This window comes from Actinotalea soli (assembly GCF_017565425.1).
Lineage (GTDB): Bacteria > Actinomycetota > Actinomycetes > Actinomycetales > Cellulomonadaceae > Actinotalea > Actinotalea soli.
Window position 1 is genome coordinate 459,659 of the sequence record NZ_JAGEMK010000002.1, and the last position, 21,218, is coordinate 480,876.

Annotated in this window: 19 protein-coding genes; 6 read left to right on the forward strand and 13 right to left on the reverse strand. The window is 73.6% G+C overall.

All coding sequences use genetic code 11. The features are described 5' to 3' along the window. The first annotated feature begins 145 nt into the window (after positions 1-145). Entirely contained in the window at positions 146-1,786 is a 1,641-nt protein-coding gene (locus J4G33_RS06445) for a hypothetical protein (RefSeq protein WP_208055097.1), read from the forward strand. A 33-nt stretch (positions 1,787-1,819) separates the two neighbouring features. Here the strand turns inward: J4G33_RS06445 and J4G33_RS06450 are convergent, their stop codons facing one another. After that, a complete protein-coding gene (locus J4G33_RS06450) occupies positions 1,820-2,173 on the reverse strand; it encodes a hypothetical protein (protein ID WP_208055098.1) in 354 nt (117 codons plus the stop codon). A 292-nt stretch (positions 2,174-2,465) separates the two neighbouring features. Between J4G33_RS06450 and J4G33_RS06455 the strand changes: the two genes are divergently transcribed. Continuing rightward, on the forward strand, positions 2,466-4,883 hold the full coding sequence (locus J4G33_RS06455; RefSeq protein ID WP_208055099.1) for a glycoside hydrolase family 31 protein: 2,418 nt from the start codon (positions 2,466-2,468) through the stop codon (positions 4,881-4,883). On the opposite strand, the gene J4G33_RS06460 is transcribed toward J4G33_RS06455, so the two are convergent. Further along, the gene (locus J4G33_RS06460; RefSeq protein WP_208055100.1) at positions 4,840-5,340 is read right to left on the reverse strand and encodes an SRPBCC family protein; all 501 of its coding nucleotides are present in this window, start codon (positions 5,338-5,340) and stop codon (positions 4,840-4,842) included. The two genes, J4G33_RS06455 and J4G33_RS06460, sit on opposite strands and share 44 nt — an antisense overlap. Before the next feature lie 58 nt (positions 5,341-5,398). On the opposite strand from J4G33_RS06460, the gene J4G33_RS06465 reads away from it, so the two are divergent. Then, positions 5,399-5,950, forward strand: coding sequence for a MarR family winged helix-turn-helix transcriptional regulator (locus J4G33_RS06465; protein ID WP_208055101.1), 552 nt, complete (start codon positions 5,399-5,401; stop codon positions 5,948-5,950). Between the two features lie 19 nt (positions 5,951-5,969). Here the strand turns inward: J4G33_RS06465 and J4G33_RS06470 are convergent, their stop codons facing one another. The 7 genes from J4G33_RS06470 to J4G33_RS06500 form a co-directional block, all read right to left on the reverse strand. Next, positions 5,970-7,949: a serine hydrolase domain-containing protein gene (locus J4G33_RS06470; RefSeq protein ID WP_307793773.1), complete on the reverse strand. Its 1,980-nt coding sequence runs from the start codon at positions 7,947-7,949 to the stop codon at positions 5,970-5,972. Between the two features lie 146 nt (positions 7,950-8,095). Continuing rightward, the gene (locus J4G33_RS06475) at positions 8,096-8,728 is read right to left on the reverse strand and encodes a TetR/AcrR family transcriptional regulator (protein ID WP_208055103.1); all 633 of its coding nucleotides are present in this window, start codon (positions 8,726-8,728) and stop codon (positions 8,096-8,098) included. After that, positions 8,725-9,501, reverse strand: a complete 777-nt coding sequence (locus tag J4G33_RS06480) for a tyrosine-protein phosphatase (RefSeq protein WP_208055104.1) — start codon at positions 9,499-9,501, stop codon at positions 8,725-8,727. The genes J4G33_RS06475 and J4G33_RS06480 overlap by 4 nt, the downstream gene beginning before the upstream one ends. Further along, complete coding sequence (phnE, locus tag J4G33_RS06485) at positions 9,498-10,334, reverse strand: phosphonate ABC transporter, permease protein PhnE (RefSeq protein WP_208055105.1); 837 nt, start codon at positions 10,332-10,334, stop codon at positions 9,498-9,500. Before phnE ends, J4G33_RS06480 begins: the two co-directional genes overlap by 4 nt. Continuing rightward, positions 10,334-11,170, reverse strand: a complete 837-nt coding sequence (gene phnC, locus J4G33_RS06490; RefSeq protein ID WP_208055106.1) for a phosphonate ABC transporter ATP-binding protein — start codon at positions 11,168-11,170, stop codon at positions 10,334-10,336. The genes phnE and phnC overlap by 1 nt, the downstream gene beginning before the upstream one ends. Positions 11,171-11,204: 34 nt before the next feature. Then, complete coding sequence (locus J4G33_RS06495) at positions 11,205-12,155, reverse strand: phosphate/phosphite/phosphonate ABC transporter substrate-binding protein (RefSeq protein ID WP_307793774.1); 951 nt, start codon at positions 12,153-12,155, stop codon at positions 11,205-11,207. Between the two features lie 153 nt (positions 12,156-12,308). After that, complete coding sequence (locus J4G33_RS06500; protein ID WP_208055107.1) at positions 12,309-13,733, reverse strand: hypothetical protein; 1,425 nt, start codon at positions 13,731-13,733, stop codon at positions 12,309-12,311. Positions 13,734-14,154: 421 nt separating this feature from the next. Between J4G33_RS06500 and J4G33_RS06505 the strand changes: the two genes are divergently transcribed. Next, positions 14,155-15,978: a putative bifunctional diguanylate cyclase/phosphodiesterase gene (locus tag J4G33_RS06505; protein WP_208055108.1), complete on the forward strand. Its 1,824-nt coding sequence runs from the start codon at positions 14,155-14,157 to the stop codon at positions 15,976-15,978. Here the strand turns inward: J4G33_RS06505 and J4G33_RS06510 are convergent. Then, entirely contained in the window at positions 15,905-16,495 is a 591-nt protein-coding gene (locus J4G33_RS06510; RefSeq protein ID WP_208055109.1) for an NERD domain-containing protein, read from the reverse strand. The genes J4G33_RS06505 and J4G33_RS06510 overlap by 74 nt on opposite strands. A 176-nt stretch (positions 16,496-16,671) precedes the next feature. Between J4G33_RS06510 and J4G33_RS06515 the strand changes: the two genes are divergently transcribed. Continuing rightward, a complete protein-coding gene (locus J4G33_RS06515; RefSeq protein ID WP_208055110.1) occupies positions 16,672-17,613 on the forward strand; it encodes an ABC transporter ATP-binding protein in 942 nt (313 codons plus the stop codon). Beyond that, a complete protein-coding gene (locus J4G33_RS06520) occupies positions 17,610-18,596 on the forward strand; it encodes a DUF2705 family protein (RefSeq protein WP_208055111.1) in 987 nt (328 codons plus the stop codon). Before J4G33_RS06515 ends, J4G33_RS06520 begins: the two co-directional genes overlap by 4 nt. 22 nt (positions 18,597-18,618) lie before the next feature. On the opposite strand, the gene J4G33_RS06525 is transcribed toward J4G33_RS06520, so the two are convergent. Genes J4G33_RS06525 through J4G33_RS06535 form a run of 3 tightly spaced genes read right to left on the reverse strand, consistent with a single transcriptional unit; the run spans position 18,619 to position 21,171 of the window. Next, positions 18,619-19,566: a hypothetical protein gene (locus J4G33_RS06525; RefSeq protein WP_208055112.1), complete on the reverse strand. Its 948-nt coding sequence runs from the start codon at positions 19,564-19,566 to the stop codon at positions 18,619-18,621. Beyond that, on the reverse strand, positions 19,563-19,937 hold the full coding sequence (locus tag J4G33_RS06530) for a hypothetical protein (RefSeq protein ID WP_208055113.1): 375 nt from the start codon (positions 19,935-19,937) through the stop codon (positions 19,563-19,565). Before J4G33_RS06530 ends, J4G33_RS06525 begins: the two co-directional genes overlap by 4 nt. A gap of 43 nt (positions 19,938-19,980) precedes the next feature. After that, the gene (locus J4G33_RS06535) at positions 19,981-21,171 is read right to left on the reverse strand and encodes a TIGR04053 family radical SAM/SPASM domain-containing protein (protein ID WP_307793775.1); all 1,191 of its coding nucleotides are present in this window, start codon (positions 21,169-21,171) and stop codon (positions 19,981-19,983) included. Positions 21,172-21,218 lie beyond the last annotated feature (47 nt).

Genomic DNA, 21,218 nt, shown 5'->3' on the forward strand with positions numbered 1-21,218 from the left:
CGGGTTTCTCCTGTCGCGTGCCGTGTGATCCGGGACGGAGGTCCCAAGCGGGCTGTGAGTTAGGCCCTGACCGTGTGCCGGGTCCGAGGACGGGGGCCTGTGGATCGTCCCGACCGGACCCGCCCCGGCCGCTACCGTTCCCGTCGTGACCGACTCCTCCGTGCAGGCCCACCCCGCGGACCTGCGTCCCCTCCTGGCCGGTGTCGAGGACGAGGTGCGGCGCCAACGGTTGCGCACGGTCATCCCCGGGGCGGTGCTGATGCTCGTGCTCGGTGCGGGCCTCCTGCTCGCCGCCGACGGCGATGCGGGGATGGGCCTGGCCGGTGCGGGTGCCGCCGCCCTGGGCGTGTCGGGCCTGGCCTCGGCGGTGCTGCGGCACCGCAACCGCGACCTGCCGTTGCGCACCGAGCAGGTGGACGGCGCCCCGGCTACCGTCCTGCGGCGACGGGCGGGTTGGTTCTGGGCAGGCATGAGCGTGCTCGGGGTGGTCGCCGGTGCGGTTCTGCTCCTCGCCGTCGGGGCCTTGTCCACCGGGAGCTCTGTGCTCGCGGCGGGGCTCGCCGTCGTCGGGCTGGGGCTCGCCTGGCCTTTGGCCTTCGCGGCCGTCGGACTCTACGTGCCGGGGAACGTGGCGCTCACCGGTTCGGGCGTGCGGTACCGCCACCTCGGACTCGAGTCCATGATCGCGTGGGAGCACCTGGGGGCCGTCACGGTCCTCGAGGGGCAGCGGTTGCTCGTGCTCCACCCGGCGCCCGACACCAGTGCGCAGCACCGCTACCGGGCGTGGCCGCGGGGCCAGCGCATCCACCCCGACGGCGTGGTCACGGCGATGCTGCAGGACTGGGGGACCCTCGCGACCGACGTCGGGCGGCTCGTCCTGCACTACGCCGAGAACCCGACCGAGCGCAGCGAGCTCGGCACGCCCGCCGCCGCGGCCCGCTGGGGCCACCTGACCACCCGACCCGTGCTGCACCGGGCCGACCAGTGGGTCGTCGGGGTCGACCGCCCCTCGACCGACGACGACCACGCCACGGTCGACCCCGACGACGGCGCGTGGTTGCCGCTGTGGGAGCCGTCCGCGGACGAGCACGCGCGACGCGGCGTCCAGCAGTCGATGAACGGCAGGCTGTGGGTGGCGGTCGGTCTGCTGGTCGGGCTCCCGGGGGTCTCCGCGTTCGGGGAGCCGGGACCGTGGGGCCCGGTGTCCCTCGGTGCGTTCGCCGCGGCGGGGTTGACGACGATCGCCCTCGGGCTGGTCTCCCCGCGGCCGCCCGAGCTGGCGGCGCTTGAGGGGCCGGGCGCCCTTACGACGCCTCGCGGTGGGGTGGTGCTGCGCTGCTCGTCGGTCAGGCTGCGGATGGGAGCGGTGGCGCTGGCGTCCCTGGCCGTCGGCACCGTCGCGACCGTGGCTCTCTTCGCCTCCTCGCCGGGGGCCCTGCTGCTCGGCACGCTCCTCGCCCTCGCGTTGCTCGTCGTCCCCGTGCTCGTGGCGACCCGACGTCTCGTGGTCCGCGAGCTGCAGCTCGACGAGGAGACGATCACCTATCGCGCGGGATCGCGCCGGCAGGCCGTGCCCTGGGCCCAGCTGACGCGGGTCGACGTGCTCCGCGACGGCGTCATCCGGCTCGGCCTGACCGACGGCGACGCGGTCCGGATCGACGTCGGCGGCATGTCCGCACACCCCGGGAAGGTCGCGATGCTGCTGGTCCGCTACCGCCGCCAGGGTGGGCCCCGCGGTGAGACGCGAGACGTCGGCACGGTCCGCGTGGCGCTCCAGTCGGGGTAGGCGCGGGCGAGACGTCGGGGCGGGCGCCTCAACTCAGAGAGCGACGTCGCGCGGCCTCCCCGACCGCTCAAGGAGCAGGTTGCCCCAGCTCCCTGGCCCTTGGTCGAAGCCGATGCTGCGGAGCTCTGCCTCCTCGGCGTTCGACGCCGGAGCCGCGCCGACGCTCTCCCCGGGCGGCACGAGGCCGTCGATCAGCTCACGCACGGCCCGCAGCGCGTCGTCGTCCACCCCGACCCGGTGCTCGACGCGCTCGAGGAGCCAGTGCCCGTGCTCCGCGGCTGGGGTCCGGGTCAGTCCGTCGCGCTCTGCCTTGGGCCGCCTCTCGCGGCGCCCCACCCACATGAGGACGCCGACAACGATCGCGTACACCCACAGGCCTGCGGCCATCCAGACGAACGCGTCACCAAGGACTGCCGGAAACTGACGCCACGTGCCCTCCCCAAGCCGACGAATCGGACATCCCCAACCTAGGGGCCAGCGTCGGGCCGCGCCGCTCGAGCTCTCGCTCGCGCCCCCTCGCCACCCGTGCCCGCGGTCTCGCTGCCCGGGTCGCACATCTGCAGCGAGGTCGCACGTGCGCAAGTGCGTCCTGGATGCAGATGTGCGACGTCGGCGAACTGAGACGGTGGGGAGGGGGGCTCACGTGCATCCGCTCCCCGATCCCGAGAGGATCATCCCCATGACGTTCCCCTCCCGCCTGCCCTCCCGTCCCGCTGCCCACCCCGACGCCGTCGTCCAGGGTGACCGGTACCGCATCACCGTCCTGACCGACGGCCTGGTGCGGCTCGAGTGGTCGGAGTCGGGGAGCTTCGAGGACCGCGCGTCGACCTTCGCGCTGAACCGTGAGCTGCCGGTGCCCGAGTTCCGGGTGATCGAGGACGGCGACCACCTCGAAATCGTCACCTCGCGCTTCCGGCTCACCTACGACCAGGGCCCGTTCACGGCGAGCGGCCTGAGCCTGGCGGTGCTGGGCGGCATCAGCCACTACAACTCGGTGTGGCGCTTCGGCCAGGAGGTCGAGGACCTCGGCGGCACGGCCCGCACCCTCGACGAGGCCGACGGCGCGGTGCCCCTCGAGCCCGGGGTCATCTCCCGCAACGGGTACGCCGTGATCGACGACTCGACGTCGTTCCTGTTCGAGGAGGACGGTTGGGTCGCGCCCCGGGCGGGGGCCGGAACAGCGGCTGGCACCTCAGCCAGCACGGCCCACGACCTCTACGTCTTCGCCTACGGGCACGACTACCGCCAGGCCCTGCAGGCCTTCTACGCGGTCAGCGGCCCCACCCCCGTGCTGCCGCGGTTCGCCCTGGGCAACTGGTGGAGCCGCTACTACCCGTACACGGCCGACGGCTACCGCGAGCTCATCGAGCGCTTCCAGGCGGAGGGCCTGCCCTTCTCGGTCAGCGTGATCGACATGGACTGGCACCTGGTCGACGTCGACCCGGTGCACGGCTCGGGCTGGACCGGGTACACGTGGAACCGCGACCTGTTCCCCGACCCCGCGGGCCTGCTCGCGTGGCTGCACGAGCACGGGCTGCGCATCACCCTCAACGTGCACCCGGCCGACGGCGTGCGCTCCTACGAGGAGGCCTACCCCGCGATGGCCCGCGCCCTGGGCCGCAACCCGGAGGACGGCGAGCCCATCGCCTTCGACGTGACCGACCGCGCCTTCCTCGAGGCGTACGTCGAGGTGCTGCACCGCGGCCTCGAGAAGGACGGCGTGGACTTCTGGTGGCTGGACTGGCAGCAGGGCCCGCACTCGCGCGTGCCGGGGATCGACCCGCTGTGGATGCTCAACCACGTCCACTACCTCGACAACTCCCGCGAGGGCCGCCGCGGTCTGACCTTCTCGCGCTACGCCGGCCCCGGCAGCCACCGGTACCCCGTCGGGTTCTCGGGGGACACGGTGATCTCCTGGGCGTCGCTGGCCTTCCAGCCCGGCTTCACCGCGGCCGCGAGCAACATCGGCTACGGCTGGTGGAGCCACGACATCGGCGGGCACTTCTTCGGCACCCGCGACGACGAGCTCGCCACCCGCTGGCTCCAGCTCGGGGTGCTCTCCCCGATCATGCGCCTGCACTCGGGGGCGGACCCGTTCATCACCAAGGAGCCGTGGACGTTCGGCGCCGAGTCCCGCGAGGTGATGACGAGCTTCCTGCGGCTGCGCCACCGCCTGCTGCCCTACCTGCACACCATGAACCACCGCGCGGCCGACGACGGCGCCCCCCTCGTGCTGCCGATGTACTACGACCACCCCGAGGTCGACGAGGCCTACCAGGTGCCCCACCAGTACACCTTCGGCACCGAGCTGCTCGTGGCGCCCATCACCGAGCCCGCCGACCCGCGCACCCGCCTGGGCCGCGTGCGCGCCTGGCTCCCCGAGGGCACCTGGGTGGACCTGCTCACCGACCTCGTCTACGACGGCGACCGCCTCACCTACCTGCACCGCGACCTGGCCTCGATCCCCGTGCTCGCGCGGGCCGGCGCCGTGGTGCCCCTCGACGCCCAGCAGGTGCCCCAGAACGAACCCCGGAACCCGGACGCCCTCGAGGTGCTCGTGGTGGTGGGGGCCGACGGCGGCTTCGAGCTGGTCGAGGACGACGACACCGCCGCGGGAGGGACGGCGCGCACCCGCATCGCCTACGAGCAGGCGAGCGGCACCGTGCAGATCTCCCCGCCCGAGGGAGCGGCCGACGTCGTGCCCGAGGTGCGCTCCTGGACCCTGACCTTCCCCGCGCTCGCGGACGGGGCAGAGCCCGCCGCCGAGGTGGAGGGGCGGGCCGTGCCTGTCCGCGTGACGCGCGAGGCGACCCGGACCAGCGTGACGGTCGAGGACGTGCCCCGCGCCGCCGTGCTGCGGGTCCACCTGGGCGCTGCGCGGGCCCTGCGTCCCAACGACGTCGCGCCCCGCCTGTTCGCCCTCCTCGACCGCGCCCAGATCGAGTACGCGACCAAGTCCCAGGTCTACGAGGTCGCGACGGCGGACCGGCCCCTCGCGGTCCGGCTCACCCACCTGCAGGCCCTGGGCCTCGAGCCAGCCCTCGAGACGGCCGTCACTGAGCTGCTGTGCGCGCGGGCTGCTCGAGCCTCTGCTTGAGGCGTCGCAGGTCTCCGCGCTCGGTGCGCGTGACCACGACGGCGATCAGCGGGCGGAGCAGGCGGTCGGCCCCGGACAGGGTCAGCTCCTTGACGACGTCGACCCGGCAGGACCCCTCGCCGGTCGGCGTCACCGTGCGGCTGCCCTGTGCGGTGGGGGCGGTGCCCTGTGCCGTGGGGGCGCTGCCCTGCGGCGTCGCGCCACCGACCACCTGCCACCGGAACGAGCGGCCGGCCTGCACCTCGGAGACCTCGACGAGGCTCTCGACCCGGCGGCCGAGCACGGTGAGCACCTCCTCCACCCGGGCGCCGTCGTGGACCTGCCCGGGTGGGTCTTGGGCCATGCGCTCCAGCCCGGCGCGCCAGGTCAGGTCGTGGGAGTAGTCGCTCAGGTACGCCCAGGCTGTGGCCGCCGGGACGGCCAGGTCGATCGAGGAGCGGATGGTGACGGGGTTCATCGGGAGCCTCCAGAGTAGTGTCCCGGTTGACTATAAGCCGGTCGCGTTAAGATGAGTCATGGTTTCCGGCTCCGAGCACACCCCCGACTTCGCGGACATCGCCGTCGTGCACTGGCAGCGCGAGCGCCCCGACCTGGACCTGCGGGCCATGGGGACGCTCGCGCGCTTCGCCCGCCTGAACCTCGTCGGCGGGCGCCAGGTGGACGCCGTCTTCGCCGCCCACGGGCTGGACCGCGGGGAGTTCGACGTCCTCGCCGGTCTGCGCCGCACCGGGGTGCCCTACGAGCTGAGCCCGTCCCACCTCGCCGAGATCCTGCTCATCACCCGCGCCGGCATGACCAAGCGCATCGACCGCCTCGAGAGCCGCGGCCTCGTCACCCGGCGCGCCGCCCCCGAGGACCGCCGCAGCCTCCTCGTCGGCCTCACCCCCGAGGGCCTCGCCGTGATCGACGCCGCCGTCACCGACCACACCCGCAACGAGAGCCGCCTGCTCGACGCCCTCACCGCGAGCGAGGTCGACGCCCTCGACGGGATGCTCCGCAGGCTGCTCGCGCACGTGGGTGCGGCCGGGGACGAGGGGCACGGCGAGGGGCGCGCCCCCACGGTCTGAGCAGCACCGGCCCCGGGCGTCAGTAGGTGATGTCCGGGGACAGGAGCAGCAGCTCGTTCGCGCCGATCGAGAGCGCGACGAACCCGAGCAGCACCACGGCGGCGGTGGTGACCCGGAACCAACCGGTGCGGGTGCGGACCTCGGCAGTCAGCCGCCACACCGCGACCAGGAAGCCCAGCACCCCGAGGGCGGTGAGCCCCTGCGCCACCCGGATCACGGCCTCGGCCAACGGCGCCGTGCTCAGCACCGTGACGAGCACGTACCCCCAGACCAGGAGCCCGAGCACCGCCGACAGCGCCGCGACCCGCGTCAGCGTGCGCGGCAGGCGGACGGGCGTGCGGGCGGGGACGACGTCGCCCCGGGCTCGCTCCCGGCGTGCCCGCACCCGCCGGACGACGGCTCCGACCGGCCACGCGATGGCGGTCAGCAGCAGCACCACGGCACCCGCGGCGAGGGCCGGCACCGCCACGGCCCGGCCGGTGGTCAGGGGCATCAGCGACATGGCCGAGTCGAAGCCCACGAGCTCCACCTCGCCCTCGGCGTCCGTCCGCACCGCCAGGACGCCGTGGCCGTCGACCTCGTGGAACACCCACGGCTCGACCTCCTCGTACACGGCCGGGAGCAGACCCACCCCGGCCGAGAAGCGCACCCGGTCCCCCTCGACGACCTCGGCGGTGATCGGCTGGAGCGGGCCGGCGACGGTGAGGAACGTGGTGTGGAACCCGCGCGTGCTCTCGTAGCGGCCGGCCAGGGCCTGGGCGTGCTCGGCCCGGGTGGCGGCGTCGACGGTGCTGGGCGTGGCGACCTCGGCGGGGAAGTACCGGTCGGCGAAGCCGTCGAGCACCTCCTCGCGCAGCAGGTGGGCGGCGCCGTCGGCGCCGGTGCTGCTGAAGGACACGTACAGGCCCGTGCCGTCCTCGGGCCACAGCTGGAGGTGGGAGTGGAAGGCGGTGGTGTCACCACCGTGCCCGACGACGGCCCGCCCGTGGCGCGACTCGTCGAACCAGCCCAGCCCCATCCGCGGACCGGAGGCCAGGGACCCCAGGGTGCTGGCGTCGAGCGCGGGCTCGCGCATGAGCTCACGGGTCGCGTCGCTGAGGATCTCCTCCCCGGTGGGGTGGCCCAGGTGGGCGAGCATGAACCGGGCCATGTCCGTCGCGGTCGAGCTCAGGGCCCCGGCGGGGGGCGTGCCGACCATCTCGAAGGGGATGGGGGCGTCGTCCGACGTCGGGTACCCCTGGGCGACGCGCGCCGCCAGGCCGTCCGGCAGCGGCTGGGCGAAGGTGGAGGAGGTCATCCCCGCGGGGGCGAGGACGTTCTGGTCGACGTAGTCCTCGAAGGGCATCCCGCTCACGGCCTCGACGACGTACCCGGCCAGCGCGTTGCCGTAGTTCGAGTACGCGGGCGTGGTGCCCGGCTCGTACACCTGGGCAGGTGGGTCCTCCACCAGGGCCTGGCGCAGGTCCACCGCGACCCCGGGGGCGCCGATGAGGCCCGCGGCGCGCTCCTCGTAGCCGGGGGTGTGGCTGAGCAGGTGGCGCAGCGTCACCGGGTGCTCGTGGGGGAGGTCCAGCCCGGTGTACTGCTCGACATCGGTGTCCAGGTCGACCTCCCCGCGCTCGACGAGCTGCATCACGGCCGTGGCGGTGACGACCTTCGACACCGAGCCGACCCGGAACAGGGTGGTCTCCGGGTCGACAGCCGTGCCGCCGGCGACGTCCGCCTCCCCGAACCCGCGGGAGGTGAGGATCTCGCCGTCGTGCACCACGGAGACGGTCGCCCCCGCGATCCGGCCGGTCTCGATCGCCGCCGGGATGGTCCGGTCGAGCCACCCGTCGACGTCGGCGCGGGTCAGCTCCCCGGTGGCGACCGGTGGCGTGGGGGGTGGGCTCGGTGACGGCTCCGCCGCCCCGCACGCGCCGAGCGCCGTGAGGACGACCACGCCGAGGGCTGCGAGCGCGGTGCGCCGGCGGGGTGTCGCGGACAGCTGGGTGACCACAGGGACCTCCATCGCCGCGAGTGCCCGGAGAGGTTCCGGGCGGGGTCTCACGGCCTGCGTCCATGCTGGTCAGCGCACTGGGCCCAGGTCTTGGGGCCGAAGGATGAACCCGGGGGGTGCCATCTTTTGGGGGAAGGGGACGGCCGCTAGCCCTCCCCGGCGGACATCCCCCGCCACACCACCTCGAAGGCCTCACGACAGCGACGCAGGGTCTCGCGGTCGTCCAGGCTGCTGCCCCGCACCACGGCCTGGTAGTAGTACACGCCGTTGATGGCGTCGATGCAGGCCTCGAGGTCCAGGTCCCCGCGCAGCTGCCCGCGGTCCACCGCGACCTGCAGCGCGCTCGCGATCGCCACTCGACGTCGGCTCACGTGCGAGGTCCAGTACGCCTGCTGCAGCTCGCGGTTCTCCATGACCAGGGCCAGCCGCCGTCGGAAGCGACGCTCGCTGAAGCCCCCGCCCCGGCTGGCCACCTGGTGGTGGAACATGACGCCGACGATCGCCTCCTTCACGTCCCCCGAGGTGTCGATCACGATGTCGGCGCGGCCCCGGTCCAGGGCAGCGGCGATCAGGTCGTTCATGCTCGGCCAGCGCCGGTAGAGCGCCGCTCGCGAGACGCCGCTCAGCGCGACCACGGCGCTCACGGTGACCGCCTCGTCCCGGTCGACCAGCGCGAGGGCCGCGTCGAGGATCCTCTCGTCGTGCCCCTCGGTGCGCGGGCGCCCGGGCCGGGCGGCTGGCAGGTCGGGCGTCCTCGTCCCGGCCGTGTCCGTCGTCATCCCGCCGCCCTCTCGCGCAGGCGCTGCACCAGCCCGTCGGTCAGGCCTGCCTCCCGCAGCGGCTGGAGCGGGTCCGCATAGCTCTCGGTGAGGTGCGCGAGCATCCCGCGCATGGGCGCGGGGGAGAACTCGGCCCGAGCCGCCTGCTGCGCGGCCTCGTCGAGGTCGAGCCCGTATCGTGCGATCAACGGTCCGACCACCTGGCGGGTCCGCGCCATGACCGCTGCCGAGTTGCGGCCGGTCGCGACGTAGTCGGCGACGATGGCCTCAGGGTCTGCGCCGAGGGCCAGCAGCAGCGAGGCCGCGAGCACCCCCGTGCGGTCCTGGCCTGCGGCGCAGTGGAAGGCGACGGTCCCGGGCGAGTACGCGAGCACACCCAGGGCCGTGACGATGTGCGCGGCCGACCCTTCGACGAGGCGGATGTACAGCGACTCGAACTGCGACTGGTCGATCGTCATGGAGCCGCCCGCGACGGCCTGGGTCGCGTGCCCGATGCTCGTCAGCAGCGGTACGTGGTGGTACGTGACGGGCAGGGAGCCGAAGGGCCCGCGGCCCGTGACCGCCACCTCGTCGCCCGACCTGAGGTCGATGATCGTCGTCAGGCCTTCGGCCACCAGCTGCTGGGCCGAGGCGGGGTCGGTCAGGGAGAGGTCGTCCGCCCGGATCGCGAAGCCCGGGCGCACCGTGCCGCCGTCGACCGCGATCCCCCCCAGGTCTCGCAGGTTCGCGGGGGGAGACAGGTCCAGCTCGGGGGAGGTGTCGATGACAGTCATGTGAGCTTCTTTCGGATGATGGCGCTGGCCTGGTCGATGATCGTGACGAGCACGACGATGCAGAGGACCATGGCGCCGAGGTGGCCGTACTCGTAGCGGTTCATGGCGGTGGTGAGCTCGAGGCCGATGCCTCCGGCGCCCACGAGGCCGAGGATGGTCGCGCCCCGCACGTTGCCCTCGAAGAGCAGCAGCGTGTAGCTCGTCAGCATGGGCAGGGCCTGCGGCAGGATCCCGTACTGGACCACCTGCCGCTTCGAGGCTCCGACGGCTTCCATCGCGACGATCGGCCCTCGGTCCACGGACTCCATCGCCTCGGCGAAGATCTTGCCGATCGACCCGATGGACCCCACGGTCATCGCGAGGATCCCCGCGAACGGGCCCAGCCCCACGGCAGAGACGAACATCAGCGCGATCACCAGGTCGGGCAGCGAGCGGATGATGTTCATCGCCCAGCGGCACGGGTAGTACAGCCAGGTCGGGGCGATGGTGCTCGCCGCCCCGAAGGCCATGAGCAGCGAGAGACCCGCGCCCAGGACCGTCCCGACGATCGCCATCTGCAGCGTCTCGACGAGCAGGGCGACGATCAGGGACAGCTTGGTGAAGTCAGGCGGGAACAAGCGCGTCACGAACTCGCCCACGTTCGCGGCACCCTCGCCCAGCTTGAGAAAGTCGAACTGGGCGCCGTCAGCCGACCAGAGGACCAGGGCGAGGCCGACCACCGCCCCCAGGACGACGCGGGAGCGGGGCACCGTCACGGCGCGCTCGAGGCGGTCGCGCTCGCGCGGATCGAGCTGGGGCTGCGGGGTGGACCGGCGGTCCTGCAGGGTGGCCATCAGTCCTCCACCTCCTCGTCGTCGTTCTCGTAGACGGTGGCCAGGCCCTCGGCGTCGAGGTCGGCCGTGCGGCCCTCGACGACCACCCGGCCGTCCCGCAGCCCGACCACGCGGTCCGAGTGGTCCATGGCCAGCGGCAGCACGTGCAGGCTGACCAGCACGGGGATCCCCTCGTCGCGGGAGATCGACCGCAGCAGGTCGAGCACCACCCGGCTCATGCGCGGGTCGAGGGAGGCCACCGGCTCGTCGGCGAGGATCACCGTCGGGTCCTGCATGAGCGCGCGGGCGATCGCCACGCGCTGCTGCTGCCCGCCCGAGAGGGTGCGGGCGGCGTCGGAGGCCTTGTGGGCGATCCCCACCCGGTCGAGGAGCTCGAGGGCCCGACGGCGATCCGCGCCGCGGAAGGTGCCCAGCGCGTTGAGCGGACCGGCGCGGTGCAACGACCCCGCGAGGACGTTCGTCAGCACCGACAGCCGACCGATGAGGTTGAACTGCTGGAACACCTGGCCGACCTCGGCCCGCAGCGCCCGCAGCTGGCGTGGTCGCACGCGTGCGACGTCGACCTCGCCCACGTGCACCGTGCCCGAGGTGATCGGCGCGAACCCCGTGAGGCTCTTCATCAGGGTCGACTTGCCCGAGCCCGAGGAGCCGAGCAGGGCCACGGTCTCGCCGGCGTGCAGGTCGAGGTCGATCCCGTCGAGCACCACGGGGGTGTCCGGGGTGTAGCGGACCGTGAGGTCGCGGATGTGGATCCGGGGAGGAGCGGGCCGGGCCAGGGAGGGGCCGACCGGCAGTGGCGTCGCCGTGATGGGGGTCGCCTTGGCGATGATGCTCATGAGGTCTCCTCGTCCTCGGCGTGCGCGAGGTCGGTCAGCCGAGGTCGGAGATGTCGACATCGGCGACGGCCGCGATGTCGACGAAGGGCTGGAAGAGGTCACGCCCCGGCTCGACGACGGGGTCGACGCCGGCCGTCATGCCCTCGCCGTAGAGGCCGAGCCGCTCCTCGTTCTCCGCGGAGAACACCACCGGGAGTGCCTTGAGCAGGGCTTCCCGCTTGGCCTCGCTCATGCCCTGGTTGCCGAGGACCGAGATGGAGACGGGCATCGAGATGCTCTCGCCGATGGACCGCGTCTCGTCCACCTCGAACGGGAACATCGGGTCCCCCTGACCGGCCATCGACGGGAAGATCGTCGAGGTGCAGGCGACGTCCGCCTGACCGTTCTGCAGGGCGAGGAAGCTACGGTCGTGGCCGCCCGAGACGAGCACCTCGAAGTCCTCGTCCATGACGAGGCCGGCGGCGTCGAGCATGTGCACGGGCATGAAGTACCCCGAGCTCGACGACGGGTCCGCGAAGGCGATGGTCGTGTCCGGGGTGATGTCCTCGAGGGAGTGCAGCGGGGAGTCGTCGAGCACCAGGCAGGTCGAGACGGGCTCGTCGTCCCCCGGCCAGGCCACCAGGGAGTCGACCTCACCGGTGTTGACCGCCAGGGCCGACGGGAACCCGCTCATGATGCCGATGTCCTCGTGCCCGGCGCGGATCGCCTCGATCACGGCGGAGTAGTTCGGGACGTCCGTCACCTCGACCGTGTAGCCGGTCTCGGCCTCGAGCAGCTCGACGATCGCGTCGATGGGAGTCTCGGCGGTCGGGTCGTCGGTCAGGGGCAGGGTCGCGAAGCGGATGATGCCGTCGTCGGCCGCGCCGCCGTCGGTGGAGGTCTCCTCGGCGGAGGTCTCCACCGAGCTGGCGGTGGAGCAGCCCGCCAGGAGCAGGGCGGAGCCGGCCGCGAGGGCAGCGAACGCTGACGAGGGGGTGAGGCGCACGGTGGGGCCTTTCGGTCGAGGCTGAGCCTTGATCCCCGCCGTCTGCGAGGACTCCGTCAGTCGACCGCGCCAAGGTGACGAGGAATTCCGAGACCGGCCATACGAGAACGAAAGGCTCGGTGAACAGCCCGTGCGCCGTGCCCGGTGCGGGGCTCAGTCGGCGCAGACCCCGTCCGTCGCCCGCACGAACAGGTAGTCCATCGACGCGCTCGCCAGGACCAGGGTCTCGGTGTCGACCGGGTGCACGATGAGCTCCTGCCCCTCCGCCTCGGTCCACTCGGCCTCGCCGTCGGCCAGCCGCCACAGGGTGCCGTCGATCGGTCCGATGACGACACCCTCGCACTCCGGGCGGTCGTGCCACGCGTAGCGGTCGCCGTTCTCGGGCAGCTGCGGGTGGCCGTCCTCGATGAGGGCACCGAGCTGGGGGCCTGCCTCGGGGTCGGTGTGGATCTGCTCGTCGGTGGCGGTCGACCCCGGCTCGGTCAGGTCGACGTCGACCATGGTGCGCTCCTCCGGGGCGCCCTCGGGCGGGTCCTGCGCGGTGAGCTGGACCTGGAAGGGCCCCGCGGGCAGGGCCGAGCGCTCGACGGCGACGACGAAGGCGTGCGGGTTGGCGTCCGCGTTGCACGCGCCCGGTGCGCCCGGCGTGACGATCTCCCCGTGCAGGGTGCTGCCCGTCGTCACGATGCCGTCCAGCCGGACGGGGCAGCCGCTGCCCCACACGGCCCCGAACCACACCACGACCTCCTGCTCCCAGTCGACGGGCGGCGCCGGGGGAGTGAGCCCGGACTTGCCCCACAGCTTCACGAGCTGCTCCTCGGTGGTCGCGACCCCCGTGCGGTACGGCTCGCCGGCGCCCTCCGCATGCCCGAGCAGGCGCCAGCCCTCACCCTCGGGGGGCTGCTCGCCGTCGGGCACCACGTCCTCCGCCGGGACCGGGTCGGCGCACACCGGCTGGTCGGCGAAGGGCGTCAGGGCCTCGCGTGCCTCGGGGGAGTCGACCACGCCGTCGAGGACGACGACTCCCAGGTGCGGGCTCGGCGCCACGCCCGCCCACTCCACGCCGCCGTCGTCGAGGGCGGCCATCACGTCGTCGGCCACGGTCGTCAGCTCGGCCAGGGTGTACGGCACCGGGACGACGACGACCCCCTCGCCCGGGAAGCGGTCGGCGACCTCGGCCTGCAGGGACTCGACGTCGGCCGCGTCCTCCTCGACGCCGACGTGCACCCAGCCGTGGCGCTCGCGGTCCAGCCAGAGCTCGACGAACGCGTCCTGCTCATCGGCCCAGGCGTGGACCTCCTCGACCAGGTCGGTCGCGTTGCCGTAGCTGGGCTCGTCCGCGTAGAGGGCGGGGTCGGCGGTCAAGGAGGTGACGCCGGCGCAGGGCTCGATGCCGCCGAGCTGGTCGGCCGGGGCTGCGTAGAGGGTCTGCGGCGGGTTGTCGGGGGCGGCAGGGTCGAGGCTCTCGCAGGCCGTGAGCGCGAGGGTGGCGGTGAGGGCTGCGGCGGCGGCCGTGACGGTGCGGAGGCGAGGGCGCGAGGGGCGCAGCTCGCCGCGCGATCGTGGCGGAGCCGTCACGGGTGCTGCTGCGCGTGGTCGTCGTCCCATGGTCACCCTCACGTGATGCCTGCCGTGCCTCACCGAGCATGTGTGATCAGAAGCCTAGGGCTTGCGCGGCGGCGAGGGTCGGGTCCCAGCCCCAGCCCTCGCCCCTCCTCCCGACGAGGGCGCGCGGATCGGGGTCGATCAGGGGCACCATCTGACCCTGATCGGCCCCGGTCGGTCGTGGGGCGCGCGGGTCGACTTAGGTCAGGGGCAGGGTGCGCGGGTCGGGGTCGATCGGGGTCACTATCTGACCCGATTCGACCCCGGTCGGACGTCCTGGGCGCTGACCTCTGATCGTTCATCTCCTGTTCCCCTGCGTGTCGATCATGGAATCGCGCCACGGGTCGATGAACCCCAGGTGGACCTTCCCTCGAACGGCCGCAGGCTGCGCAGCGTGACGGTCGCTCACCTGGTCGAGCCCTGCCTGGTGATCGATGCCTGGACGCCCGTGGCCGACGTCGACACCTTGTTCCGTCGGGACGAGAGGCTCGCTGCGGTCGTCGTGGCACGTCCGGACGGGCCTGCGCTCCTCACCCGCACCGCCCTCGACACCGAGCTCACCGGGGTCTTCGGCTACGGCCGGAGCCTGCACTTCCGGTCTGCGGTGAGCGACCTCGACCTCGGCGACCAGCTCGTGCTGACCGCAGCCCTCCCCCTCACCGACGCCGCGCAGGCAGTCCTGCGGCTGCCCGCCGAGCGCCGCCAGGAGTCCTTCCTCGTGCTCGGCGCGGACGGCACCCCCGGGGTCGTGACCGTCGCGCGGATCTTCCAGGAGCTCTCCTCGTCCTTCCGCGAGATCGCCCTGCGCGACCCGCTCACCGGCCTGCCCAACCGCCGCATGCTCGACGAGCGCGGGGCCGAGGTCCTGGAGCACGCAGACACCCCGCGAGACGGTGCGCTCGCCACCCGCCTGGCCATGCTCTACGTCGACCTCGACGGCTTCAAGCAGGTCAACGACACCCTGGGCCACCAGGCCGGGGACCAGCTCCTGGTCCAGTTCGCCGACCGCCTCGTCGCGGGGATCCGCTCCCAGGACCTCGCCGCGCGGCTCGGCGGCGACGAGTTCGCCGTGCTGCTCGTGGATGTGACCGAGGAGGAGGCTGTCGCCCTCGCCGAACGCATCGTGCACCTGGCGAGCGACCCCTTCGTCGTCGACGGCCGTTCGGTGCACATCTCGGCGAGCGTCGGTTTCGCCCTCGCCGAGGAGGTCGCCGACGAGGCCGCGCTCACCCCTCTCGACGTCCTGCTGCGCCACGCCGACGACGCGATGCTCCACGCCAAGGACACCGGCAAGTCCCGCGTCGCCCGCCTCCAGGCCCCGGGGGCCGCTGTGCAGCCGGCGCGGCACGCCGCGATCCGCCGTCGGCTCCGTGACGCCACCCACCGCGGCGCCTTCACCCTGCACTACCAACCCAAGCTGGAGCTCGTGCTCGGTCAGATCACCTCGGTCGAGGCGCTGATCCGGTGGTCGGACGAGGAGCTCGGCCCCGTGGCCCCGGCCGAGTTCATCGCCGTCGCCGAGCGCAGCGGCCAGATCACCACGATCGGCAGCTGGGTGCTCGACGCCGCCTGCGCCCAGGCCCGCCGGTGGCTCGACGACGGCACCCCGCTCCGGGTCGCGATCAACGTCTCCCCGGCCCAGCTCGCCGCGACCGACGTCGCCCAGGAGGTGCTGGACACCCTCGCGCGGCACGGGGTCCCCCCGGACCTGCTGCAGGTCGAGGTCACCGAGGGCGTCGCCGTGACCGACGCCCGCAGCGCCACCGCTCAGCTCCTCGCCCTCGAGACCGCGGGCGTGCACATCCACCTGGACGACTTCGGCACCGGCTACTCGTCCCTGTCCATGCTGCGCGAGCTCCCGATCAGCACCCTCAAGGTGGATCGCAGCATCGTGGCTCGCGTCGACACCGACGCCGCCGAGCGCCACCTCCTCGCCGGTGTGGTGAACGCGGCCCACGCCCTCGGCCTCGCCGTCGTCGCCGAAGGGGTCGAGCGCGAGGCCCAGCTCGTGCAGATCCGTGAGCTGGGCATGGACGGCGCCCAGGGCTACCTGCTGGCCCGACCCGTCCCCGCCGAGGAGCTCCCCGCGGCCGCGCTGTCCGTCGAGGCGCGGTGGGGACGGCCAGCGGCCAGCCCGTGCGTCGTCAGGCCCCGAACCCCAGGACCCCGCGGCGCCGACGCTGACGCGGGGGCTGCGCCGGCCAGCTGTCGGGGATGACGAAGTCCGCCGTCGTCGCCTGCACCGAGGTGCGGGTCGCGATGAGCGAACGCATGAAGTGCCGCGCGATGTCCACGACGTCGAAGGGGCTCAGCACGGGCGCCAGCCCGGCGAGGTGACCAGGCAGCTGCGCATCGCCGACGGCCGACACCCCGAGTCCGACGGTGGTCGGCGCGAGGTCCTGGCCGTCGAGGCAGATCACCGCGGACACGGTCGAGCGGTGCTTGGGGGACAGGGGCGCGGTGAGTGCGGCAGCAGCCTGGGCGGCCCGCTCGACGGCGGCGTGCCGGGACTGCCCGTCCTGCAGCAGGTCACCGTCCTGCGCGGTCACCAGACCGGACCACCGCTTGTGCTCGACGACGACCACCCCACCCGGCCCGAGGACCACGTGGTCGATGATCGCGAGGGGCTGGCCGGGCCACTGCAGGTCGTCCAGAGCGGTCCAGCCGTGCTGCTTGAGAGCGTCGATCGCGGCCGTGAGGAGGTGCCCGTCCTCGACGTCGAACCCGGTTGACATGCCCTACCCCTCACCGGGCCGCGGCGTCGGCCCTGCCGTACTCATCGGCCAGCACGACGCGAACCTGAAGGGCCTCGCGCACACCGGTCTCGATCCGCCAGACTGACCGCACGCCAGCACGCGCTCCAGGCCCGACGACGACGCCCCACGAGCCGCGGCACGTCGAGGGGGAGCTCGTGGGTCAGACCGACTACGCCATCAGCACGCGCGATCTGCGCAAGACCTACCGGGGAGCGCGCGGCCGTCACGTCGCGGTCGACCGCCTCGACCTGCGCGTCCCCGTCGGCGGGGTGCACGGGTTCCTCGGGCCCAACGGCTCGGGCAAGACGACGACCATCCGGATGCTCCTCGGCCTGGTGCGCGCCGACTCCGGTCGCATGCGCATCTTCGGCCAGCACGTGCCCGAGCAGCTGCCCGAGGTGGTCGGGCGGGTCGGGGCGATCGTCGAGTCACCCAAGTTCTTCCCGTCCTTCACGGGCCGCACCAACCTCGACCTCCTGGCCCGGGCCATCGACGCCCCGCACGGCCGGGTCGACGAGGTGCTCGAGGCCACCGGCCTCCGCGAGCGCGGCGCCGACCGGTACCGCGGCTACTCCCTGGGCATGAAGCAGCGGCTCGCGATCGCCGCGACCCTCCTCAAGCAGCCCGACCTGCTGATCTTCGACGAGCCCACCAACGGCCTGGACCCGGCCGGCATCCACGAGATCCGCGGCACGATGCGTCGCCTCGCCGACGAGGGGCGCACCGTGCTGGTCAGCAGCCACATCCTCGCGGAGGTGGAGCAGGTCGCCGACACGGTGTCGATCATCGGCCGAGGCCGGCTGCTCGCCACCGGACCGGTCGCCGACGTCATCGGGGACCGCACGGCCGGGGTCCGGGTGGGCGTGGCCGAGCCCGAGCGCGCCCGCCAGGTGCTCGAGACGGCGGGCCTGCTGGTGCGCGTCGAGGGGCAGCACCTCATGGTCGACGGCGAACGGGATCCCGCCCGCATCTCCTGGTTGCTCGGCACCAACGGTCTGTGGGTCAACGAGCTCGCCCCCGTGCGCGTGGGCCTGGAGTCGGTGTTCCTCGAGCTCACGGGGAGCAGCACGCTCGGCGCCGAGGGGGACGTGCGATGAGGCTCCTCGGTGTCGAGCTGCGGAGGCTGGCCGCGCGCCGGCTCATCGGGTTCGTGCTGCTCGGCGGCCTCGCGGCCGTGGCGCTGGTCGTGGTCGGGGCGTGGTTCACGGCCCAGCCCCCCACCGAGGCCCAGCTCGCCGAGGCGCAGACCATGTTCGAGCAGGAGCTCGAGTACTGGGAGCAGGAGGGCGACCAGATGGTCGCCGACTGCCTCGAGTCCGAGGAGCAGGAGAGCGAGCGCCTCGGTGAGGAGGTGGACTTCGGCTGCGACCAGATGGCCCCGCAGCTCGAGTGGTTTCTGCCCTACGCCCCGCCCCTGGAGGAGATCTTCACCTCCAGCCTCGCCAGCGTGGCGTTCATCCCGGTGCTGCTCATGCTGATCATCGGGGTGACGGCCACGGCCGCCGAGCTCAGCACCGGCACCATGAGCACCTGGCTGACCTTCGTGCCCCGGCGCACCCGGGTGGTGCTCTCCAAGATCGCCGCGCCCGCGCTGGTCGCCCTCCCTCTGACCGCGTTGATCATGGGCGTCGTCGTCGGTGGCTTCTACGGGGTCTACGCCTTTCACGGCACGACCGGCACCATCTCGGCCGAGCTCTGGACCGAGGTCGCGTGGATCGCGGTGCGCACCGTCGGTCTGGGCGCCGCGGCCGCAGCCGTCGGGTCAGCCCTGGGGGTGCTGCTCCGGCACACCGCGGTGGCCCTGGGCCTGGTCTTCGTGTGGTCGGTCGTCGTCGAGCAGATCCTCCGGGGCACCGTCCCCCGGCTGCAGCCGTACCTGCTGACCACGAACCTGCTCGCCTGGGTCCAGGGTGGGACGGAGTACTGGATCAACGAGTGCCGGGACAGCGCCGACGGCGTGTTCTGCGAGGGCGTCGAGCACACCCTCAGCCTCGGCGCGGCGTCGATCTACCTCGGGGTGGGCGCGGCGGTGATCCTGGTCCTCGCGACCCTCGTGTTCCGCCGCCGCGACGTGGGGTGAGGCGCCAGCAGCAGCGCAGGGGTCACCAGCAGCGCAGCTCGTCCACCGGGCCGGGCCGCACCTGGGCGAGGCTCGCGAGCACCTCGCCCAGCACGTGCACCACGGCCGCGCCGCCGACGGCCTCGGTCTCGAGCTGCTCGGCGGTGCAGGCGTGCCGGGCGTGCAGGGTCAGCGCCGAGGTCGCCGCGGGCTTGAACCCCCACCCCCAGGCGACCTCCTGGCGCCCCTCGGCGTCGCGCTCGGTGTGGGCCAGGCGGAGCACCCCGGGCTCGGGCAGCCGCAGCACCCCCTCCACCCTGGCGACGTCGAGCAGGGCGTCGACGACGTACGCCGGCTTCGGCTGCCGGAACCGGCCACGGCCGGTGCGCACCAGGCCGTCGATCCACGTCCGGGCCGTCTCCGCGGTCAGGGCGAGGTCCTCGACGCCGCAGGCCGTGGCGAGCTCGTCGGCCCAGGCGCGCGAGCCCTCCGCCAGGGCCAGCCGACCGAGCTCGGGGCCGCCGCTGGCCTCACGGTCGAGGCCCTCGCTCGCGGCGATCGCGCCCAGCCGCGCCCCCTCAGCGGTCCACGCCTCGGGGTCCGGCACGGGCTCCTCGCCCCCCTCCGGGCCCAGGTCCCGCCACATCCCCACACGCACCCGTGTCCCGGCAGACTCGAGGGCCTCGACGTAGCGGTTCAGCGCCTCGGCCGCCCGCGCGCGCAGGCCCGGCAGGTCACGGCCGGCGAGGGTGACCTCGACGCCCGAGCCCCCCACGCCGTCCTCGGTGGCGCTCACGGACAGGGTCGCGCGGGTCAGCCGGTCCTGCAGGCGCAGGGTCCGGTCGTCCACGGGGGTGGTGCGCAGGCGCCCGCGCGAGCCGGCCTCGGCCAGGGCACGCAGCGCCGCGTCGCTGCCGACGCCGACCTCGAGGGCCAGGCGGGGGCGCGTCGTCCCGCGCTGCCAGGGCGGGACGCGTCCGTCGGCGGTCACGGGTGAGGGGCCTCGTCGCCGGAGGTCAGGGTGGCGCGGCCGGTGCGTGCGGCGGGTGCGCCCGGTGATCCGGGTGCCCCTCGCCCGACCAGCAGGTGCGTCGCGCCGCCCAGCACCGCGGCGGCGACCAGCACCGCCCCCCACGCCCCGAGGGCGCCGGCGAGCAGGTGGGAGATCACGAAGGCTGCAGCCCCGACCAGCAGCACGAGCACCAGCCGCCACCACGCCGTGCGCCGTCTCTCTCTCGCGACGCACCATCCCGCCCCCGCGAGGACGACGACGCCCCCGGCCCAGCGCAGGTCCGTCACCTGCGCGACGGCGAACCCGAGGACCAGGCTCAGGGCAGCGACGAGGGCGGTGGGCAGACGCATCGCGGTCACTGTACGACGGCGCGGCGCCCCGGGGCGGGACCGCTCAGGACGCCAGCAGCGCCGCGACGTCCTCGGGGTAGGGGAAGGTGCCGGGCTCGTAGCCGCACAGCGGGTCGGTGGCGTAGGGGTCGCCCGTCATGGCGTAGGCGCGGGAGCGTGAGCCGCCGCAGATCGCCGCGAACTCGCACGCCCCGCACCGGCCGGTGCGCTGGCGGGGGTCGCGCAGACCGGTGAACAGGGGGGAGGTGCGGTAGATCTCGGGCAGGGACTGCTCGCGCACGTCGCCCGCGGCCACCGGCAGGAACCCGCTGGGGTGCACGGTGCCCACGTGGCTGACGAAGGCAAAACCGAACCCCGCGTTGACGTTGAGCGGCGGGCGACGCGACCGGTCACCCGGGCCCCAGCCCAGGGCCGCGGTCCTGGCCGTGAGGTCGGCGTACAGCCCGCCCAGCCCGAGGGCCTCGACGTGGTCGACCCCGCGCTGGGCCAGCACCGCCCGCTGCAGGGCCACCCGACGGAAGTGGTGCCCCTCGGTGGTCTTGATGGGCACGTGCGGGCCCAGGTCGTACAGGTAGTTGAGGACGTCCTCGGCCTCGGCCGCGCTCAGGGCGCCCAGGTCAGCGCCGCGGCCCATGGGCACGAGCATGAAGGCGCTCCACGTCATCGCCCCCTGCTCCCGGACCAGGCTCGCGACCTGCGGCAGCTGCTCGACCGTGCGGCGCGAGATCGTCGTGTTGACCTGCACCCGGATCCCCAGGGCCCGGGCCTGCGCCCACGCGTCGATGGTGCGCTCGAAGGTGCCGGGCACCCGCCGGAACCCGTCGTGGCTCTCGGCGGTCGCGCCGTCGAGGGAGAGCGAGATGGCCGTGACCCCCGCCTCCTGCAGCCCTGCCAGGGCTGCGCCGTCGAGCTTGGCGGTACCCGACGGCGAGACCGCCATCGCCAGCCCGAGCGCGCGTCCCCGACGCACCAGCTCGGTCAGGTCCGGCCGCTCGAAGGGGTCACCTCCGGTGATGATGAAGATCGGCGACGGCCTGCCGAAGGACGCCACCTGCCGCATCAGCTCGGTGGCCTCCTCGGTGTCGAGCTCACGCGCGTGCCGCCCCGGCTGGGCCTCCGCCCGGCAGTGCACGCAGGCCAGGGCGCAGGCCCGCGTCGCCTCCCAGATGACGAGCAGCGGCCGGTCGGCCGGGTCGTGACGGACGGAGCGGACGGCGCGGGGATGGGCAGGCACGACGGCGATGCTGGCAGGCCAGGGAGGTGCCGCGGGGGCGAACCCGC

Excerpts from the sequence above, each read along its gene's own strand:
- J4G33_RS06520 (WP_208055111.1), top strand. The coding sequence starts at position 17,610 with ATGAGGCTCCTCGGTGTCGAGCTGCGGAGGCTGGCCGCGCGCCGGCTC.
- phnC (WP_208055106.1), bottom strand. The coding sequence starts at position 11,170 with ATGAGCATCATCGCCAAGGCGACCCCCATCACGGCGACGCCACTGCCG.
- J4G33_RS06460 (WP_208055100.1), bottom strand. The coding sequence starts at position 5,340 with ATGAACCCCGTCACCATCCGCTCCTCGATCGACCTGGCCGTCCCGGCG.
- J4G33_RS06455 (WP_208055099.1), top strand. The coding sequence starts at position 2,466 with ATGACGTTCCCCTCCCGCCTGCCCTCCCGTCCCGCTGCCCACCCCGAC.
- phnE (WP_208055105.1), bottom strand. The coding sequence starts at position 10,334 with ATGGCCACCCTGCAGGACCGCCGGTCCACCCCGCAGCCCCAGCTCGAT.
- J4G33_RS06450 (WP_208055098.1), bottom strand. The coding sequence starts at position 2,173 with ATGGCCGCAGGCCTGTGGGTGTACGCGATCGTTGTCGGCGTCCTCATG.
- J4G33_RS06510 (WP_208055109.1), bottom strand. The coding sequence starts at position 16,495 with ATGTCAACCGGGTTCGACGTCGAGGACGGGCACCTCCTCACGGCCGCG.
- J4G33_RS06465 (WP_208055101.1), top strand. The coding sequence starts at position 5,399 with ATGGTTTCCGGCTCCGAGCACACCCCCGACTTCGCGGACATCGCCGTC.
- J4G33_RS06480 (WP_208055104.1), bottom strand. The coding sequence starts at position 9,501 with ATGACTGTCATCGACACCTCCCCCGAGCTGGACCTGTCTCCCCCCGCG.
- J4G33_RS06475 (WP_208055103.1), bottom strand. The coding sequence starts at position 8,728 with ATGACGACGGACACGGCCGGGACGAGGACGCCCGACCTGCCAGCCGCC.
- J4G33_RS06530 (WP_208055113.1), bottom strand. The coding sequence starts at position 19,937 with ATGCGTCTGCCCACCGCCCTCGTCGCTGCCCTGAGCCTGGTCCTCGGG.